The 19,160-nt window shown below is 32.8% G+C and carries 19 protein-coding genes; 18 read left to right on the forward strand and 1 reads right to left on the reverse strand.

Features of this window, described 5'->3' with window-relative positions; all coding sequences use genetic code 11:
- Positions 1–7 precede the first annotated feature (7 nt).
- The 10 genes from HM992_RS15710 (at position 8) to HM992_RS15755 (ending at position 11,402) form a co-directional block, all read left to right on the forward strand.
- Entirely contained in the window at positions 8–937 is a 930-nt protein-coding gene (locus tag HM992_RS15710) for a geranylgeranylglycerol-phosphate geranylgeranyltransferase (RefSeq protein ID WP_179320339.1), read from the forward strand.
- 1 nt (position 938) lies between these two features.
- Positions 939–1,532 carry a Maf-like protein gene (locus HM992_RS15715; protein WP_178984147.1) on the forward strand — a complete coding sequence of 198 codons (594 nt, stop codon included), beginning with the start codon at positions 939–941 and terminating at the stop codon, positions 1,530–1,532.
- 83 nt (positions 1,533–1,615) lie between these two features.
- Positions 1,616–2,554, forward strand: coding sequence for a septum formation inhibitor Maf (locus tag HM992_RS15720; RefSeq protein WP_195806634.1), 939 nt, complete (start codon positions 1,616–1,618; stop codon positions 2,552–2,554).
- A 46-nt stretch (positions 2,555–2,600) separates the two neighbouring features.
- Entirely contained in the window at positions 2,601–3,146 is a 546-nt protein-coding gene (locus HM992_RS15725) for a mechanosensitive ion channel domain-containing protein (RefSeq protein WP_179320340.1), read from the forward strand.
- Between the two features lie 3 nt (positions 3,147–3,149).
- On the forward strand, positions 3,150–4,229 hold the full coding sequence (gene corA, locus HM992_RS15730; protein ID WP_179320341.1) for a magnesium/cobalt transporter CorA: 1,080 nt from the start codon (positions 3,150–3,152) through the stop codon (positions 4,227–4,229).
- A 29-nt stretch (positions 4,230–4,258) separates the two neighbouring features.
- Positions 4,259–5,359 carry a hypothetical protein gene (locus tag HM992_RS15735; RefSeq protein WP_179320342.1) on the forward strand — a complete coding sequence of 367 codons (1,101 nt, stop codon included), beginning with the start codon at positions 4,259–4,261 and terminating at the stop codon, positions 5,357–5,359.
- Positions 5,360–5,382: 23 nt separating this feature from the next.
- Positions 5,383–5,820, forward strand: a complete 438-nt coding sequence (locus HM992_RS15740; protein WP_179320343.1) for a hypothetical protein — start codon at positions 5,383–5,385, stop codon at positions 5,818–5,820.
- Positions 5,821–5,921: 101 nt separating this feature from the next.
- Entirely contained in the window at positions 5,922–8,441 is a 2,520-nt protein-coding gene (locus HM992_RS15745) for a PIG-L family deacetylase (RefSeq protein ID WP_179320344.1), read from the forward strand.
- A gap of 176 nt (positions 8,442–8,617) precedes the next feature.
- On the forward strand, positions 8,618–10,435 hold the full coding sequence (locus tag HM992_RS15750; RefSeq protein ID WP_178984140.1) for a sodium:solute symporter: 1,818 nt from the start codon (positions 8,618–8,620) through the stop codon (positions 10,433–10,435).
- A complete protein-coding gene (locus HM992_RS15755) occupies positions 10,425–11,402 on the forward strand; it encodes a Gfo/Idh/MocA family protein (RefSeq protein WP_179320345.1) in 978 nt (325 codons plus the stop codon). The genes HM992_RS15750 and HM992_RS15755 overlap by 11 nt, the downstream gene beginning before the upstream one ends.
- 54 nt (positions 11,403–11,456) lie before the next feature.
- On the opposite strand, the gene HM992_RS15760 is transcribed toward HM992_RS15755, so the two are convergent.
- Positions 11,457–12,302, reverse strand: coding sequence for a DUF2911 domain-containing protein (locus HM992_RS15760; RefSeq protein ID WP_178984138.1), 846 nt, complete (start codon positions 12,300–12,302; stop codon positions 11,457–11,459).
- Positions 12,303–12,485: 183 nt separating this feature from the next.
- Between HM992_RS15760 and HM992_RS15765 the strand changes: the two genes are divergently transcribed.
- From HM992_RS15765 to HM992_RS15800, 8 genes are all read left to right on the forward strand, one after another.
- Complete coding sequence (locus tag HM992_RS15765) at positions 12,486–12,818, forward strand: ArsR/SmtB family transcription factor (RefSeq protein WP_178984137.1); 333 nt, start codon at positions 12,486–12,488, stop codon at positions 12,816–12,818.
- Between the two features lie 21 nt (positions 12,819–12,839).
- Positions 12,840–13,307, forward strand: coding sequence for a DUF6428 family protein (locus tag HM992_RS15770; protein ID WP_179320346.1), 468 nt, complete (start codon positions 12,840–12,842; stop codon positions 13,305–13,307).
- 23 nt (positions 13,308–13,330) lie between these two features.
- Positions 13,331–13,945 carry an arsenate-mycothiol transferase ArsC gene (locus HM992_RS15775; protein ID WP_179320347.1) on the forward strand — a complete coding sequence of 205 codons (615 nt, stop codon included), beginning with the start codon at positions 13,331–13,333 and terminating at the stop codon, positions 13,943–13,945.
- Positions 13,946–13,950: 5 nt separating this feature from the next.
- Positions 13,951–15,006: an ACR3 family arsenite efflux transporter gene (gene arsB / locus HM992_RS15780; protein WP_179320348.1), complete on the forward strand. Its 1,056-nt coding sequence runs from the start codon at positions 13,951–13,953 to the stop codon at positions 15,004–15,006.
- A gap of 94 nt (positions 15,007–15,100) precedes the next feature.
- Entirely contained in the window at positions 15,101–15,757 is a 657-nt protein-coding gene (locus HM992_RS15785) for a TetR family transcriptional regulator C-terminal domain-containing protein (RefSeq protein WP_179320349.1), read from the forward strand.
- Positions 15,758–15,762: 5 nt separating this feature from the next.
- The gene (locus HM992_RS15790) at positions 15,763–17,073 is read left to right on the forward strand and encodes an ABC1 kinase family protein (RefSeq protein WP_179320350.1); all 1,311 of its coding nucleotides are present in this window, start codon (positions 15,763–15,765) and stop codon (positions 17,071–17,073) included.
- 29 nt (positions 17,074–17,102) lie between these two features.
- Positions 17,103–18,524 (forward strand): SDR family oxidoreductase, encoded by a 1,422-nt coding sequence (locus HM992_RS15795; protein ID WP_179320351.1) that lies wholly within the window; start codon positions 17,103–17,105, stop codon positions 18,522–18,524.
- Between the two features lie 327 nt (positions 18,525–18,851).
- Complete coding sequence (locus HM992_RS15800) at positions 18,852–19,124, forward strand: TIGR03643 family protein (RefSeq protein ID WP_178984130.1); 273 nt, start codon at positions 18,852–18,854, stop codon at positions 19,122–19,124.
- Positions 19,125–19,160 lie beyond the last annotated feature (36 nt).

Consider the following 19,160-nt stretch of genomic DNA (forward strand, 5'->3'; position numbering starts at 1 on the left):
CCCTCAAATGATTCACTTTCTTAATTTAATCCGCTGGAAGAATTTATTAATGATTGCTTTAATGCAATATTTAATAAAATATGCCCTTTTATTACCTTTTCAACAAAGTCATGGTGTACTTATTACTTTAAGTGATTTCAATTTTTTTCTATTGGTTTTAGCAACAGTATGTATTGCTGCTGGAGGTTATGTTATTAACGATATTTATGATGTTGAAACTGATAAAATTAACAAACCAAACCGGTTAATTATTAATAAGCACATCACAGAAAAAAATGCAAATACGCTATTTATTATTCTAAACGTTATTGGAGTTGGTTTAGGTTTTTATTTATCTAATGGTATCGGTAAACCCGAATTTTTCGCCATCTTTTTCATTACGTCCGCACTACTCTACATGTATGCATCCTACCTTAAACAAATTGCAGTAGTTGGCAATGTTGTAGTTTCAGGATTAGTTTGTTTGAGCATCTTATTAGTTGGTATTTTTGAGTTAATTCCACCTATGACTGCCAATAATAAAGCCATCCAAACAACATTTTTAAACATTATTAGAGACTATGCCTTTTTTGCTTTTATGATTAATTTGATAAGAGAACTAGTAAAAGACATAGAAGATATTGATGGAGATCATAAAGCTGGTATTCAAACACTACCTATTGTTTTAGGACGAGAACGCACTGCTAAAATTGTATTTATATTCTCTTTAGTTCCTATATTTTCGATAGTCTATTATGTAATTACCTATTTATTTAAGCAACAATTAGTGGTTGGCTATTTTTTAGTTTTAGTGGTGGCGCCTTTAATTTATGTGAGTATAAAATTGTTCAGCGCAGAAAATAAAGCCCAATACAAACATATTAGTTTAGTCCTAAAATTAGTGATGCTTACTGGCATGTTATCCTTGTTACTTTATAAATTTATTATTCTCAACTAAAATGCTAAACGAAAAACTTAAGGATTTCAATATTATTTTGGCTTCAGCATCACCACGTCGTCATGCATTTTTAAAGGCCATGAATCTCGATTTTGAAATTCAGTTAAAACCCGTTGAGGAAATTTACCCAAGTGATTTAAAAAAGGAAGCAATCACAGATTTTTTAGCAAAACTGAAAGCTGAACCATTTTTAGAAAGTCTTCAACATAACGATATCTTAATTACAAGTGACACAATTGTTTGGTTAGACGACCAGGCCATTGGAAAACCTAAAGATGAAGCCGATGCTTTCAACATGATAAAATCGTTAAGCAATAAAACACATGAGGTGGTGACATCTATCTGTTTCACTCAAAAAACAGAACAACACATCGTTAATACCATCACCAAAGTCACATTTAAATCCTTATCAGACCAAGAGATTCAATACTATGTTAGCACCTATAAACCACTAGATAAAGCTGGAGCTTATGGCATACAAGAATGGATTGGAGCCATAGGCATTACGAGTATCGAAGGCTCTTATAATAACGTTGTTGGCTTACCTACACATTTACTTTACAAAACGTTAAATACCATTGCAGACCGTAATTAGAGTCTTATCTTTAATGTATATTATTATTAGTTATTCTGAGCTTCATTTTCGTGAGCTAAAGGGTCTAAAAATACGCAAACATTATGATAAGAAATATACACGCCAAGTTACTTTTTGTACTATTTATACCGATTGCAATCTTCATATCCTGTAATGAAAATACGACGGCTACTACAGAAACTGAAACAGTTTCAGAACCTGAAACTGAAGTCTTGCAACCAAAGACTAAACTCACCGCTGATTTTAAAAACTATTGGTATAATGGTGAAGCAGAAATAACGTCTTATAAGTTAGAACAAGCACGTTATGGTGAAATACGAGAAGGCTCTGCCGTTTTGGTATTTGTAACCGAAGATTTTTTACCATCTGAGCAAGTTAAAGCGGACAATTATAGCGAAAACAACATTCCGGTTTTAAAACTGAATGCCACTAAAAAGTTTAATACTGGGATTTATCCGTATTCCATAATGCAGAGTACGTTTTATCCTGTGGCCAATAATCAACATGCTTTAAAAATTTCGGCATCAGTGCAAGAATGGTGCGGACATGTGTATACGCAATTAAATAATCGCGATACATTTGAAGTACAATCGCATTCCTATTTTCAAGGTGAAGCTGATGATAATTTTAAACTTGAAAAAACTTGGACGGAAAATGAATTGTGGACTAAGTTGAGAATCAATCCAAAAAGTCTTCCTGTTGGACAGATAGAACTCATCCCGTCTTTAGAATCGATACGACTTAATAATGAAACCTTGAAACCTCATGAAGCGATTGCCAAACTAGAAAGTAATAGTTACACCATAGCTTATCCGGAATTAAATCGAACTTTAAAAATAAATTTCAATCCTAATTTTCCATTTGATATTTTAGGCTGGGAAGAAACAACTATCAAAGGATCAGGTTCATCTACAGAAACATTAACAACCAAAGCTTCAAAATTAGAACGTATAAAATCCGACTATTGGAACAAAAAAAGCAATTCAGATTTAAACCTTAGAGAAACTTTAAAATTGCAATAAACTTCATGGATTCTGAATTATATTTGTTTAGCAAAATACGCCTTAAATGAGTTCAATACTATACAATTATCAAGACGAAATAATTTATACCACGATACTATTAATTACGCTATTTATCATTAGAAAAATAATTGTAATTACAGTAAAGAAAATAGGTAGAAAAAGTGGGACCACCGAAGCAAGAGCTGCTTTAATTGGTCGTTATGTTACGGTTACACTCGTACTTCTTGCTATTCTTATAGAAACTTTTATCCTCGGAGCAAATCCTAGTGATATTACACTAATATTTTCTTCAATTTTTGCCGTAATAGGTATCGGTCTTTTTGCTATTTGGTCTATTTTAAGCAACATTACTTCGGGTATTATAATGTTTTTCTCCTTTCCGTATAAAGTAGGAGATAAAATAAAGATTCACGATAAAGATGATTCTATTATAGGTATTATTGAAGATATTAGAGCATTTCAAATTCACCTTAAAGATGAAAAAGGAGATTTAGTAACTTACCCTAACAATCTAATTCTTCAAAAAGCTGTAACTTTATTGCAAAAGGATGCTTTGGATGAGCAGATAGATGATAGCAGTATTTTATAACCTATGAGGAAAAAAACAGCAAAGAAACGCACACATAATTATAAAAAACACATAGGAAAAGCGCCTGGAACTTTAGTATACACAGGAAAGAAAACGGAAAAACAACTTCAAATAGAATCTTTCGATTATACTAAAGAAACGTTGATTGAACGTGTTCTAACCAATATTGAAGATGCTAAATCCTACAAGGAAACCGATTCCGTTACATGGATAAATATTGATGGCCTTAATTCGCTTAGTGAAATCGAAAGTATTGGTAAACAATATGAGTTACATCCACTTGTTTTAGAAGATATTGTAAATACAACGCAACGTCCTAAAATTGACGAATACGATGACTACCTGTTTATTGTGCTTAAAATGTTATACTACGATAAGGATGAAAACGTCGTTATAGAGCAAGTGAGTTTGGTATTGGGAAAAAATTATGTGTTATCGTTTCAAGAATCGGAAGGAGACGTTTTTGATACGGTTAGAGAACGCATTAGACTTGGTAATGGACGTATCAGAGGCTTAAAATCCGATTATTTATTGTACGCCTTAATTGATGCTGTTGTCGATCATTATTTTAGCATCATTGAAACCCTAGGCAACAAAATAGAAGATTTAGAAAACGACTTGTTTGAAGGTAACTCCAAAGACAATATTAATATTGAAGTCCAACAATTAAAGCGTGAAATCTTAAAAGTACGCCGTGCTATTTTTCCCCTTCGCGAAATAATAAATCGTATAGAAAAAGGAGAACACCCATTAATTTACAAACGCACAATCACTTATTACAGAGATATTTACGATCACTTAATTCAAGTATCTGAAAACATCGATATTTACCGTGAAATGATTTGGAGTTTAATGGATATGTACATGACGACCATTAGCAACCGTATGAATGAAGTGATGAAAGTCCTCACTATAATTTCTACCATATTTATTCCTTTAACCTTTCTTGCAGGTATCTATGGAATGAATTTTGACAACATCCCAGAACTACATTACGAGTACAGTTATTTTATTCTTTTAGCGGTAATGTTTGTGATGCTGATTCTAATGCTGATTTATTTTAAGCGCAAGAAGTGGTTGTAGAATGCATTCAAACTATCTAATTATAAATAATGTTAAAGACAAAAATTCTTTTAATTGCATTTACGCTTTCTATTTCGGCACTACAAAGCCAGAATCTTCTTAAAAGCTTATACAACTTAGACGCCTTTCCAAAAGAAATGGAGAAAAGCAAAAGTTTTATTGAAGATGCTTGTTCTGATCTTTTAATTTACAACTATATTTCTGGTGGCAATGGAAGCTTTCAATTTGATATTAAAACTGTAAATGGACTTGAAATAAAACTTCCAACAATAAATGATTTTTTATTAAAATTCTTAGATTCAACAACAGAAGAGCCTTTCTTAAATTATACATTTCATGTGGATTATTGTTTTAAATACAATGATTATTATGATGAATTTGAATTAAATGACACCACATTCTCATTATTTTCAATATTTGATTTAGCAACTTATTATTACGATTGGGACGAATATAGCCTTGTAAATAAAATGCTATTGATCTACAAACCTGAACTAGATTATATAACAAAACGCACACAATTTTTCGAAACTTTAGCAAAGGCTTTTGAAATTGAAGATATACCAGATTTTAAATCTATCGCAAACGATGAGGAAAATGAAGACCTTTTTGATCGTGAAGTTGAAGAATTAATGTTAGACGCTATTCTTGAGGAAATCGACAATGAAACTATAAATTCAGAACTTTTCAACTTTTTTATTCTTGACAAAAACAGTAAGACTAAAACGGAAGACAACTTGGTAACATTATTTAACAACAAGCATATTGCTAGAGAGATAGAAACAAATATACTTCAACCGAAAATAACGGTAGCCTTATACCACGGAGCTCAATTAAATATTCCAGAAAATTATATATCAATTAATCCAGCTGAAAGCAACGCATTCCCTATTAATTCAATAGAAATCAGAATAGATTATAAAAACAATAAACTTATAATTAATTTTAAAAATAAAGAAACCGTAAACTTAACTCTTAAAGACGCTTTTGTAATGCAAGACAAAGAAGTGACGATGACATCTAAAAATATAAGACTTGAGGTTTCTGAATCTGATTTAAAGTTTCAGGTTATTAAATTTAGTCCTCATCAAAATATAGACAATAAACCTTATGAACTAATATTAAACTAATCCGTTATTTTATTTAATAGCTTATGAATAAATTAACCCAATGGTTTTTAAAACTATCCCCACTTAAAATATTCCTATTACTACTTTTAGGAATTCCTATTTATATCTGGTTCTTTTCAATTATATATCAGCTCGATAACAAGGTCAATCAAAATTCTAGTAATTTAAAGTTTTGGATAGCTGGCTGTTTAGTAATCTATCCTATGATTTATATGCTTTATGTACTTTTTACGTTTTCATTTTTCGTTCCCTTAATGCCGTTTCATTTATTAGCAATACTATGTGGTTTTATATTAATGATTTTAACTGCAAAAAGTTATGTGAATTTCGAAAAGAAAAAAGGGTATTCTACTCGTAGTGTTTTTGAAGTATTTATGATGCTTTGGTTCTATATAATTTGCGTGTGGTCATTACAACGTAATTTGAATACATATGTCACTGAAATCCCAACACAAAACTAAAAAATCTAAGTCACCAACATTTCAACCGTTAAACAAAACCTAAAAAAAAGGAATAAATTACTATCTTTTCTATATTTGAAGCACATCTAACCAATAACCTCATGTTCCAACTTAGACTCTGTCTATTGCTTTTTTTAAGCTCTATCGTTTCATTACAAGCACAACAACCAAAAACCTACAATTCTTCAGAAATTTACGAAGCTGTTCAAAAACTCAACGTTTTAGGATCAGTGCTCTATATTGCCGCACATCCAGATGATGAAAACACACGCTTAATTTCATATATGTCTAACCAAGTTAAAGCACGTACGGCCTATTTATCTTTAACACGTGGAGATGGAGGCCAAAATCTTATTGGTCCAGAAATCAGAGAACTTTTAGGAGTTATTAGAACCCAAGAGTTATTAGGCGCAAGACGTGTAGATGGTGGAGAACAACGCTTTTCTAGAGCCAATGATTTTGGATATTCAAAACATCCGGATGAAACTTTAGAAATCTGGAATGAAGATGAGGTTTTAGCTGATGTTGTCTGGGCTATTAGAAAATTTAAACCAGATGTTATCATTAACCGTTTCGATCACAGAAGAGCAGGACAAACACATGGCCATCATACAGCTTCTGCAATATTAAGCTTGAAAGCTTTTGATATAGCAAATGACGCTTCAAAATATCCATCCCAATTAACACTTACCGAAACATGGCAGCCCAAGCGCTTATTTTACAACACCTCTTGGTGGAGATACGGAAGTCAAGAAGCGTTTGATAAATTGGACAAAAGTAACATGCTATCGTTTGATATTGGAACGTATTACTCCTCAAAAGGCAAGTCTAACAATGAAATTGCAGCTTTAGCTAGTAGTCAACATTTATCACAGGGTTTTGGCCGTTTATCCCAACGTGGCTCTCAAGATGAATATATTGAGTTTTTAAAAGGGGAATCATTAAATAGTAGTGATAATATTTTTGAAGGCATTGATACCTCTTGGAATCGGGTTGCAGGTGGAAAAGTCATTGGCGACATCCTAAAAAAAATTGAAACTAATTTCAACTTTAAAAATCCAGCGTCACATTTACCACAACTGTTAGAAGCCTATAAATTGCTTCAAATTATAAAAGACGAGCATTGGAAAACTATTAAAACTAAAGAGCTTAAAACCATTATTGAAGCTTGCGCTGGTTTATATTTAGAAGTATCGGCGAACACACCAAACGCTGCACCAAATGCTGATGTAACTTTAAACATGGAAGTTGTAAACCGAAGTACAGCAAATATTGATTTGGTATCCTATAACCTTTCAACATTAAGTACTGGAATTTCTAAAAAAATGACATTAGCGTCTAATCATAAATTAAATTTTGAAGAAGGTATTACCATCCCAAGTCACAGTAATTACACCACGCCATATTGGTTAAACACCAAAAGTACATTAGGCATGTACACTGTAAAAGATCAAAGTTTAATTGGCTTGCCAGAAACTCCTCGAACTGTTTTTGTAGATTTTAATCTGTTGATTGAAGGCACACCAATTAATTTCACAAAACCCGTAATTTATCGTTACTCTAAGCCAGATAAAGGGGAATTGTATCGTCCTTTTGAAATTATTCCAATTGTTTCAGCTAGTCTAAGTGACGAAGTTTACATCTTTGAAAATGACCAGCAAAAAGAAATTGAAGTCTCTGTTAAAGCTGGTAAAGACAATATTGATGGTTTTGTACAAATGGCTTATCCAAAAGGTTGGCAAGTTGTTCCTGAAAAACAAAATATTAAAATCTCGAATAAAGGAGACATTCAAAAAGTGATGTTTACGGTTATTCCACCAAAAAACCAAAGTGAAGGCTTAATTACACCAATGGTTAATATTGAAGGTGAATTTTATACCGACGAAATCATGGAAATCGATTATGCACATATACCATTTCAAATGGTTTTAATGCCAAGCGAAAGCAAAGTGGTAAGATTAAATATAAAAACAGAAGGTACTAATATAGGTTATATTGAAGGTGCAGGAGATGCGGTTCCTGAAAGTTTAAGACAAATTGGCTACCATGTTACCATAATTAAACCCGAACAAATTTCACCAGAAAACCTTGATGATTTTGATGCTATCGTTGTTGGTATTAGAGCTTATAATATCGTTGAAGACCTTATTTTTAAACAACGTTTTTTACTAGACTATGTAAAAGAAGGTGGAAATTTAATTATTCAATACAATACTAATAGAGGCATAAAAGTAGATAATCTGGCACCTTTTGATATGCAAGTCTCTAGAGATCGTGTTACAGATGAAAACGCATTGGTAACCATATTAGATCCTAATCACCCAATACTTAATTTTCCAAATAAAATAGGAGCTCAAGATTTTGATGGTTGGGTTCAAGAACGTGGTTTATACTTTCCAGACAAATGGTCTAAAGAGTTTACGCCACTACTAGCCTTTAATGATATAGGAGAAAATTCAAAAGAAGGTGCGTTACTAGTTGCAAAATACGGCAAAGGAAACTATATTTACACAGGTCTCAGTTTCTTTAGGGAATTTCCGGCAGGAGTTCCTGGTGCATACAGACTTTTTGCAAACCTCTTATCAGCAGGTAAACAAGAATATAATCCACCTAAAAACTAATAAAACTAGACTTATCAACTAACTAACCACCAACCTAACAAAAACTAATGGATAACCAGAACCAACCACAGACTAAACAAAAATGGAGTAAAATGTATACAGCTGTTTTAGTAGCTAATGCGCTTTATATTGTCTTATTTTACTTTATCACAGCTTCTTTCGCATAAAAACTTATAATGCAGCAAACTTTAGATTGGATTGATTGGACGGTTTTAATTGTAACATTAGCAACCATAGTTGGTTATGGAACTTGGAAAACCAGAGGTCGAAAAAATGCACAAGACTACATAAAAGGAGGTAATACGTCTAAATGGTGGACGATTGGTCTATCGGTAATGGCAACCCAAGCAAGTGCAATTACATTCCTTTCTACAACAGGTCAGGCATTTGCTGACGGCATGGGTTTTGTTCAATTTTATTTTGGACTTCCAATTGCCATGGTTATTATTTGTCTGGTATTTATTCCTATTTACCATCGGCTTAAAGTATATACGGCCTACGAGTTTTTAGAAAACAGATTCGACCTTAAAACCCGAAGTCTCACAGCCATCCTCTTCTTAATTCAACGCGGACTAGCAGCCGGAATCACCATATTTGCACCTGCTATTATTTTGTCTGTTGTTTTAGGATGGAATATTGTAACGCTCAACATCATCATCGGTGTTTTAGTCATTATCTATACCGTTTCTGGTGGCACTAAAGCTGTAACCGTTACTCAAAAACAGCAAATGTTTGTCATTTTCGCAGGTATGATCGCGGCGTTATGTATCATCATTAATTTAATTCCGGAAGAAGTTTCATTTATAGATGCCATTGATATTGCAGGTGCAACTGGCAAGATGAAAGTTTTAGATTTTTCATTCGATTTAGAAAATAGATATACCGTTTGGACAGGTCTTATAGGTGGAACATTTTTAATGCTCTCGTATTTCGGCACAGATCAAAGTCAAGTACAACGCTATCTTTCTGGCAAATCCATGAAAGAAATGCAAATGGGTTTATTGTTTAACGGTATGCTTAAAGTGCCTATGCAATTCTTTATTCTGCTTGTAGGTGTTATGGTATTTGTGTTTTATCAGTTTAACCCTTCGCCTTTAAACTTTATTGATAAATCTGAGCAAACTGTTTTGGCTTCGGACTATGGCGATGACTATAGAGCGCTTCAAGATAAACAAACGACATTATTTACTGAAAAGCAAAAAGTGAGTTTAGCCTTATCGAAAAGTGAAGATGATAGTTTAAAAAACAGATTATTTGAATTAGATAGTATTGAAAAAACCTACCGCTCAGAATCCAAATTTTTAATCAAAAAAGCAGTTGACACAGAATATACAACGGCATATAACACACTTCAAAATGAAGTTGAAGCATTAAAATCTGATCCTGAAAGCGATGCTTATCTTTCAAAATCTGCCGAATTAACAACATTGTATAAAGATGCTGCAAAGGATACACAAACCAATGACAGAGATTATATGTTTATTAGGTTTATTTTAAATAACCTACCAACAGGACTCATTGGTTTATTACTTGCTGTTATTTTATCTGCTGCCATGTCTTCTACTGCTTCCGAAATTAATGCGCTTGCAACCATTACATCTATTGATTTGTATGGAAGAAACTTAAAAGAAGATAAAGGAGATGATCATATGGTAAAAGTGACTAAATGGTTTACTTTAGGTTGGGGAATAGTAGCTATTATTATTGCTTGTTTTGCAGATTTAGCAGAGAACCTAATTCAGTTAGTTAATATCATTGGATCTATTTTCTACGGCAATGTTTTAGGGATATTCTTACTCGCCTTTTTCTTTAAATACATCAAAGGAAATGCTGTTTTTATTGGCGCACTAATCACACAAGCCATAGTAGTTATTGGTTGGTGGTTTGATTGGATGCCTTACTTGTGGCTCAATTTATTTGGTTGTGTCGTTGTAATTGCAATCGCTAATATTTTACAAGTGCTATTACCTAAAAAATCGCAAATTGAAATCTAAAATAATTAAATGGGGAATTATTGGAGCAGGAAAAATTGCCTCTAAATTTGCCACCGATTTAAATACTGTTTCAAATTCCAAACTCTACGCCATTGCCTCTCGAGACATAGAAAAAGCTAAAATTTTCGGTGAAGAATACAAGGCTACAATTGCTTATGGGAGTTATGAAGCTTTAGTTTCAGACTCTAATATTGATGCCATATACATTGCAACACCGCACAGTTTTCATAAAGCGCATACGCTATTATGCCTCAACCATAATAAAGCGGTTTTATGTGAAAAGCCTTTTGCCATGAATTTGAAAGAGGTCGAGGAAATGATTCAACTTTCAAAAGAAAAGAGCACACTTTTAATGGAAGCCATGTGGACGATTTTCCTTCCACATTATCAATATACTTTAGACCTACTTCAAAAAAAGCATTTTGGAAAGATTCTAAACCTTGAAGCTGATTTTGGTTTCCACCCTACTTATAATGAAACCTCAAGAGTTTTTGATAAGTCTGTTGGAGGAGGAAGTTTGTTAGATATAGGAATTTACCCTGTTTTTGCTGCGCTTTCAACTTTAGGAACGCCAGATAGCATTGAGGCAAAAGCTAAGTTTTTCGATTCTGGTGCCGACTCAGAATGCTTTATTTTATTTAAGTATAAAGATGCTACTGCACATTTAAAAAGTACATTATTAGAAAAAACAAATACCGAAGCCATCTTTCATTGTGAAAACGGCACCATAAAAATTAATGGCCGCTTTCATGAACCATCCTCTGTAACCTTGATTGATAACGATGGTAATTCTGAGTTAAAGGAATTTGAGAATAACAGCATTGGTTACAGCTATGAAATTGAACATTTCAATCAACTGATAAGAAATAGTAAAACTGAAAGCCATATAATGACTTTTGAAAAAAGTAAACAACTGATTAGCACTTTAGACAGCATAAGACATATAATTGGTTTACACTATGCATAAAAAAAGCGCAACTAAACTTTTAGCTACGCTTTTAAATTGATCAAGTATATTTTATTACTTCGCTCCCCATTCCTTAAGAGAGTCCTTATTCATTTTTACATAATCAGCATTACCTGCATCTTCCGATTTCGCTAAAGATTCTTTGGCGATAGCAATAGCTTTCTTTTTATCGCCTAAGGCGGCATAGATTAAAGACTGTTTTCTCAATTGGTAAAACATAGGTTCTTTAGTCATAGACATGGCTTTATCCATCCATTCTTTTGCTTGTTCTAAATCTTTACCTTCAGATAAGTTATAAACTGCTGCAGCATAATAATCGTTAGCTGATGGTCCTGCCATTACTTTTTCAATAGAAGCAGTTACTGTTTTAGCAGTTGGAACTTCAAATTTTAAATTAGCCATAGTGCTCTCCCAGATAAAACCTAATTCTGCAGAACCACTAGTTAAATTATCAAAAGTGATTGTAAAAGTCTCAACTTTCATTGGTAATTGCATGGTTTCAATCTTCACTTTAGCAGCAACTTTAGCAGCATCAATAGTTTTTGGTGTTCCCCAATTGTTAGTGTCACTATAGAAAATTACTTCCCATGATTTTTCAGAAGGTGTAATAAAAATAGCATAAGATCCAGCTTTTAATTCATTCCCAGCTATCACAACATTGTCGCTAAAAGTGATCATTGTATTCTTATTTGCTCCAGCTCTCCAAACCTTTCCATAAGACACTAAGTCTCCGAAAATAGTTCTTCCATTCATGCTCGGACGCGAATATTCTAAAGTGACATCCGTCAAACCTACCTTCTGCTCTATTTTAGAAAAAGGACTCGGCTGTGGTGTTTCAATTTGTGCATTTACCGAAAACATCATAGTTAAGGCAAAGGTAAAAAGTACTAATTTTTTCATTTTCAATGGTTTTAAGTATTGTTAGTTATTAATCGTAAAATTACGACTTAACAAAAGCTGCACATGTTAATAAAATCTTAAAATGAAATAGATACACCCTTCCTTAATAAAAAATATATCGTAAAATAATTTGAAGTTATAATCATTCATCGTAATATTGCAATATAGTAATACAATAGAATTATGGGAGTCACTAAATCAGAAATCTTCACAGAAGAACAAAATCAAATTTCTAGCATCGCTAAAGTTTTTGGTCATCCTGCTAGAGTGGCTATTCTTCAATATTTATTTAAAATAGATTCTTGTATTTGCGGTGATTTAGTGGATGAAATTGGTTTAGCACAACCTACCATCTCTCAGCACTTAAAAGAATTAAAGAAAATTGGACTTATTAAAGGAAACATAACAGGCACTAGCATTTGCTATTGCATAGATAAAGAGAATTGGACTCCTATGAAAACGACCTTAACAGCCTTTCTAGACCAAGATATTGAAGACTCTAATGACTGTTGTTAAACAACTTTAAAACATATACTTATGAAATTATCCGAAATTAAATCAAAGTTAAAAACACTAGACACTATTGCGTTTCAATTACCAAATGGCACTTTAGTTCCAAATCACTTCCATGTTACTGAAGTAGGCAAAATATCGAAGCATTTTATTGATTGTGGTGGTACTGTAAGAACAGAAAATGTGGCTAACTTTCAACTTTGGGAAGCAGACGATTACGATCACAGATTACATCCTGAAAAATTGTTAAACATTATTGAGCTTTCTGAAAAAGTCTTACAGATTGAAGATTTAGAAATTGAAGTAGAATACCAAGGAGACACCATCGGAAAGTATGGTTTAGACTTTAATGGTGAGCACTTTTTGCTAACAACAAAACTCACAGATTGTTTAGCCAAAGACAAATGTGGTATTCCAGAAACAAAACTAAAACTATCTGATTTACAACAAGAAGCGGCTCCGTCTTGTGCACCAGGTTCTGGCTGTTGTTAACCTTTTTAATTTTATAAGAAACCATGCTAAACCAACCGATAACAAATCAAATAGAAGCTTTACACAGTGATTCTATTTCAGCAGAACGTAAAACTATTTTACAACCACTAATAGATTTCGTTCAACAAAAGGTATCGAACAACGACACTATTAACTTAAATTTTATATGCACGCATAACTCGCGTCGCAGTCATTTATCTCAAGTTTGGGCGCAAACAATGGCGTCCTATTTTGATATTAAAAATGTGTTTTGTTACTCTGGTGGAACTGAAGCTACGGCGCTTTTTCCTGTTGTCGCCACAACGCTTCAAAATACTGGATTTCAAATTGAAAGGCTTTCCAACGGAAGCAATCCTATATACAGTATAAAGTATTCGAAAAATGCACATCCTATTATTGGGTTTTCAAAAACATTTGATGATGAGTTTAATCCGACGTCAGTATTTGCAGCAATTATGACCTGCTCTAGTGCAGACAAAGGCTGTCCTTTTATTGGTGGTGCAGAAAAACGTATTCCTATTACTTATGAGGATCCAAAAGCCTTTGATAATACTCCACAGCAATTGGAAAAATATAATGAACGTAGCCTTCAAATTGCTACAGAACTAAAATATGTATTTTCTAACATTACAATATAATAGCAATGACTGCAATCAAGAAAAAACTGAGCTTTTTAGATAACTACCTTACGTTATGGATTTTCATCGCCATGGCTATTGGAGTTGGAATTGGCTTTTTTGTACCATCATTTCCAGAACTAGTAGAATCATACAGTAGCGGAACCACTAATATTCCAATCGCCATTGGTCTAATTTTAATGATGTATCCTCCGCTTGCAAAGGTTAATTATGCGCTACTTCCTAAAGTATTTAAAGATGTAAAAGTCTTATCGATTTCTTTGATCTTAAACTGGATTATTGGTCCTGTTTTAATGTTTCTCTTAGCAATTACATTTTTAAGAGACTATCCAGAATATATGGTTGGCCTAATTTTAATAGGCTTAGCGCGTTGCATTGCTATGGTTTTAGTTTGGAACGATTTAGCAGAAGGTAGTAGCGAATATGGTGCAGGTTTAGTAGCTCTAAATAGTATTTTCCAAGTATTTGCTTATAGTTTTTATGCCTACTTGTTTATTACGGTCCTTCCTCCCTATTTTGGTTTTGAAGGAGCAATCGTTGATATTTCAATTGCAACCATTGCAGAAAGTGTCGCTATTTATTTAGGCATACCGTTTTTACTCGGTATTCTTTCACGCTTAATATTAGTGAAATTAAAAGGTGAAGAGTGGTATACAAAAAAGTTTATACCTACAATTTCTCCTATGACATTAATTGCGTTACTATTTACTATTGTGGTTATGTTTTCATTAAAAGGAGAACTGATAGTTGAAATACCAATGGATGTGTTAATCATCGCAGTACCCTTATTAATCTATTTTGCATTGATGTTTCTTATTGGCTTTTTTGTTAGTAAAGCTATGGGAGCCACTTATGATAAAAATGCGGCTATTGCCTTTACGGCTGCTGGCAATAACTTTGAGTTAGCCATTGCTGTTGCTATTGCTGTTTTTGGATTAAATTCCGGGCAAGCATTCGCAGGCGTTGTTGGACCTTTGGTAGAAGTACCTGCTTTAATTCTATTGGTAAGAGTCGCATTTTGGTTACGTAAAAAGTACTATTTACCTAAAACCACCTCATAACATACCATCAAATCAGAAATTGCTGTTAAATTTTGTTTAACCAACACGCAAAATGGTTAAACATTCCGTATTTTTACATTGTAAATTAATTACAATGGCAAAAAAGAAAAATTTAACGCAAACAGATATCATTTCATTTTACATGGATTACGTGTTAACCCATGATAAAAAACCGAATTCGGTATATGCCTTTGCAAAGGATAACAATTTTGAAGAACAGAAATTCTATGAATTTTTTAATTCTTTTGAATTATTAGAACAATCTATATTTAAAATATTTTTTGATAATACCTTCGCTATCCTAGAGAAAAGTGAAGACTATCATTCCTTTGATGTACGCAACAAGCTTCTAAGCTTTTATTTTACATTTTTTGAGATACTTACAGCTAATAGGAGTTATGTTGTTCATGCATTAAGTATGGATAAAAACAAATTAAAATCTCTTAAAACACTATCGCATTTAAAGGAAAGTTTTAGTCACTTCATTGAGAATTTAGATATTCAAACTATAGATCTTAAGCAAGAAAAACTTGAAAAAATAAAAAGTAAAGCGCTCAAAGAATCTGCTTGGTTTCAATTGTTAGTCACCTTGAAATTTTGGATAGATGACACGTCCACATCATTTGAGAAAACAGACATCTTCATTGAAAAATCAGTTCAAGCGAGTTTCGATTTAATAGACACCACACCTTTAAAAAGCATCATTGACTTTGGTAAATTCTTATACAAAGAAAAAATGCAAACTAATTAGAGCTTATGAAAACTATAGACAGCATACCAATGACCAAAATTTCTAGAGCAACTAAATTAGTTTCTACAGGAGCCAAAGTGGGTGTGAATTACATAAAGTATTATGGAGATAAAATGGTAAACTCTGAAGCTGATGCCAAAGAACGTCTCAATAAAAATAATGCTGAAGATATTTACGACAGCCTTAAAACATTAAAAGGTAGTGCACTTAAAGTAGCACAAATGTTAAGTATGGAAAAAAGCATATTGCCACAGGCTTATGTAGAGAAATTTTCATTATCTCAATTTTCCGTTCCACCATTATCACCACCTTTAGTTATAAAAACATTCAAAAAATACTTTGGAAAACATCCCGAAGATATTTTTGACACTTTCAACGCAACTTCAGTAAATGCTGCCAGTATTGGCCAAGTCCATATTGCAGAGAAGAATGGGAAAAAATTTGCTGTGAAAATCCAATATCCTGGAGTTGCAGAAAGTATCGCGTCAGATTTAGCTTTGGTGAAACCCATTGCTATTAAAATGTTTAATATTAAAGGAAAAGATTCTGATAAATATTTTAAAGAGGTTGAAAACAAACTGACCGAAGAAACCAATTACATTCTAGAAATAGAACAAAGTAAAGCGGTTGCTGCAGCTTGTGAACATATTCCTAATCTTAAATTTCCAAAATATTATGAAGAATTTTCTTCTGAGCGTATCATAACTATGGATTATATGAAAGGTGAACACCTTTCGGAATTTGTAGCACACAATACTAATCAATCACTTTCAAATCAATTAGGACAAGCCCTTTGGGATTTTTACATGTTCCAAATTCACAATCTAAGAAAAGTGCATGCAGATCCACATCCTGGTAATTTTTTAATCTCGGAATCTGGTGATTTAATTGCACTCGATTTTGGATGTATGAAAACCATTCCTGAAGATTTTTACGTTCCCTATTTTGAATTAGCAGAAAAAGAATGTATTGAAAACCCTAAGCTTTTTAAGGAAAAATTATATGAGTTAGAAATTTTAAGAACAGACGATTCTGAAGAAGAAATAAAATTTTTCAGTGCAATGTTTCATGAATTATTAAGCTTATTTACAACACCATTTCATGTTGAAGAATTCGATTTTTCAGATCCTGAATTTTTTAATCGTATTTCAGAAATGGGACAACGCTATTCAAAAAGTACAGAATTAAAGAATATGAATGGCAACAGAGGTTCTAAACATTTTATTTATATCAATAGAACTTTCTTTGGATTGTATAATTTAATGTTCGATTTAAAAGCTGAGCATATCAATATTAATAATTTCAGAAATCTATAAATGATACAATTAGCAAAAACTAAAGCCTAATGCGTATACTCATCACAGGTACTACAGGCTATATTGCCAAACGATTGGCACTTCAATTGATCGAACAAAAACATGAGTTAATTTGCTGTGTACGTGATTTGAATAGAATTCCAGACGAGCTTAAACAGAGTCCAAGATGTTCATTTATAAAAGTGGATTTTTTAGAACCTGAAGTTGCCAAAATCCCTAATGATATTGACGCAGCCTATTACCTCATACATTCTATGGCAACTTCATCTCAAAATTTTGAAAGTCTAGAAGAGCGATGCGCGGCTAATTTTAAACAATTAGTCTCTAAAACAGCTTGTAAACAAGTTATTTATTTAAGTGGCATTGTTAATGCCGAAACATTATCGAAACATTTAAATTCGAGACTTTTAGTAGAGGACACTCTAAAATCTGATAGTTATGCGCTAACCACGTTTAGAGCTGGTATTATTGTCGGTAGCGGAAGTGCTTCCTTTGAAATTATAAGAGATATTGTTGAAAAATTGCCATTTATGATTACCCCTAAATGGCTAAACACAAAAACGCAACCGCTCGCAATTAGAGATGTGCTTACTTTTTTATCTGGTGGATTAGGCAAAACAGAATTATATAATAAAGCCTTTGATATTTTTGGTCCCGAAATTTTAACTTACAAGGAAATGCTACTGCAGTTTGCTGAAGTAAGAGATCTTAAACGTTACATCGTTACGCTGCCTGTTCTAACTCCAAAACTCTCTTCATATTGGTTATATTTTGTAACCTCTACATCCTTTCAATTAGCTGCCGCTTTGGTCGACAGTATGAAAGTTGAAGTCATCGGAAAACCGAGCTCTATCAATCAAATTATAGGAGTAGAACCTATGGATTATAAATCGGCTGTAGATTTAGCCTTTCAAAAAACCGAACAAAATGCCGTAATTTCTAGTTGGAAAGACGCGGTAAGTAGTGGTCGGTTTAAAGATCAGCTATCTAAACACATTGAATTACCCAAATTTGGTTGTTTTAGAGATACAAGACAACGCACTGTAAAGGACGAAAAATTCACACTTTATAAAATTTGGAGTATTGGTGGACGCAATGGTTGGTATAGTTTTAATGGCCTATGGAGGCTACGTGGTTATATGGACAAAATATTTGGAGGTGTTGGTTTACGCCGTGGCAGAAGGCACGATACCAATTTAGAAGCTGGAGATCCTTTAGATTTTTGGCGCGTCTTACTCGCAGATAAAGAAGAAAAACGCTTATTACTTTTTGCTGAAATGAAATTACCAGGTGAAGCTTGGTTAGAATTTAAAATCGTTGGTGACCAACTTTATCAAACAGCAGTATTTAGACCAAAAGGTCTTTGGGGGCGCTTATATTGGTATTTAGTTTTACCGTTCCATGCTTTTGTTTTTAGCGGAATGATTAATGCGCTAGCTAACAAATCCTAAAGTATCAAAGTAGTAATTGAAAGTTTTACACCATATAAACGACTGTAATGTTAGCCGTGTTTTAACAAAGCAAGCAATTTAAATATGTAAAACGCTAATACTCTGTTAATTTTTGTTTACTCATGACACTAAAACGTTAAACATTTAGTAGATTTGAAGGATTTTAAAAACCAATGCTTAACTAAGTTTACCAAATTTAAAAATATTGAAAGTGGTAAAATTGGCAGTATTTAAAGTATGGTACAGAAATTGAGATTTGATAATCAATATCAACAATTTTTAAGTTTTATTTCATCATTTCAAATAATGATACGTAGTTGAAACCTTATGAATTTAGAAATTAAAGACATTGATAGGATTATTGAAATGGCATGGGAAGACAGAACACCTTTTGATGCGATTACATTTCAATTTGAATTAAAAGAACAAGCGGTTATTAATTTAATGCGAAGAGAATTAAAACCGAGCAGCTTTAGATTGTGGAGAAAAAGAGTACAAGGTAGAGCCACTAAACATAGTAAAAAAAGAACATTTGAGGAGGGCAGATTTAAATGTTCGAGACAAAGAACAATTACAAATAACTCTATTTCAAAACGTTAACACGTGCTTTGATTTAAGACTGGAGTACTTAAAGAC

It is taken from the genome of Winogradskyella helgolandensis (genome assembly GCF_013404085.1).
In the GTDB taxonomy this organism is placed as follows: Bacteria; Bacteroidota; Bacteroidia; order Flavobacteriales; family Flavobacteriaceae; genus Winogradskyella; species Winogradskyella helgolandensis.

Bases quoted from the DNA above. Each gene is read 5' to 3' on its own strand.
- HM992_RS15740 (WP_179320343.1), top strand. From the start codon at position 5,383: ATGAATAAATTAACCCAATGGTTTTTAAAACTATCCCCACTTAAAATA.
- HM992_RS15775 (WP_179320347.1), top strand. From the start codon at position 13,331: ATGCTAAACCAACCGATAACAAATCAAATAGAAGCTTTACACAGTGAT.
- HM992_RS15715 (WP_178984147.1), top strand. From the start codon at position 939: ATGCTAAACGAAAAACTTAAGGATTTCAATATTATTTTGGCTTCAGCA.
- HM992_RS15790 (WP_179320350.1), top strand. From the start codon at position 15,763: ATGAAAACTATAGACAGCATACCAATGACCAAAATTTCTAGAGCAACT.
- HM992_RS15770 (WP_179320346.1), top strand. From the start codon at position 12,840: ATGAAATTATCCGAAATTAAATCAAAGTTAAAAACACTAGACACTATT.
- HM992_RS15710 (WP_179320339.1), top strand. From the start codon at position 8: ATGATTCACTTTCTTAATTTAATCCGCTGGAAGAATTTATTAATGATT.
- HM992_RS15720 (WP_195806634.1), top strand. From the start codon at position 1,616: ATGATAAGAAATATACACGCCAAGTTACTTTTTGTACTATTTATACCG.
- HM992_RS15795 (WP_179320351.1), top strand. From the start codon at position 17,103: ATGCGTATACTCATCACAGGTACTACAGGCTATATTGCCAAACGATTG.
- HM992_RS15785 (WP_179320349.1), top strand. From the start codon at position 15,101: ATGGCAAAAAAGAAAAATTTAACGCAAACAGATATCATTTCATTTTAC.
- HM992_RS15765 (WP_178984137.1), top strand. From the start codon at position 12,486: ATGGGAGTCACTAAATCAGAAATCTTCACAGAAGAACAAAATCAAATT.
- HM992_RS15745 (WP_179320344.1), top strand. From the start codon at position 5,922: ATGTTCCAACTTAGACTCTGTCTATTGCTTTTTTTAAGCTCTATCGTT.
- HM992_RS15735 (WP_179320342.1), top strand. From the start codon at position 4,259: ATGTTAAAGACAAAAATTCTTTTAATTGCATTTACGCTTTCTATTTCG.
- HM992_RS15760 (WP_178984138.1), bottom strand. From the start codon at position 12,302: ATGAAAAAATTAGTACTTTTTACCTTTGCCTTAACTATGATGTTTTCG.
- HM992_RS15725 (WP_179320340.1), top strand. From the start codon at position 2,601: ATGAGTTCAATACTATACAATTATCAAGACGAAATAATTTATACCACG.
- corA (WP_179320341.1), top strand. From the start codon at position 3,150: ATGAGGAAAAAAACAGCAAAGAAACGCACACATAATTATAAAAAACAC.
- HM992_RS15800 (WP_178984130.1), top strand. From the start codon at position 18,852: ATGAATTTAGAAATTAAAGACATTGATAGGATTATTGAAATGGCATGG.
- HM992_RS15750 (WP_178984140.1), top strand. From the start codon at position 8,618: ATGCAGCAAACTTTAGATTGGATTGATTGGACGGTTTTAATTGTAACA.
- arsB (WP_179320348.1), top strand. From the start codon at position 13,951: ATGACTGCAATCAAGAAAAAACTGAGCTTTTTAGATAACTACCTTACG.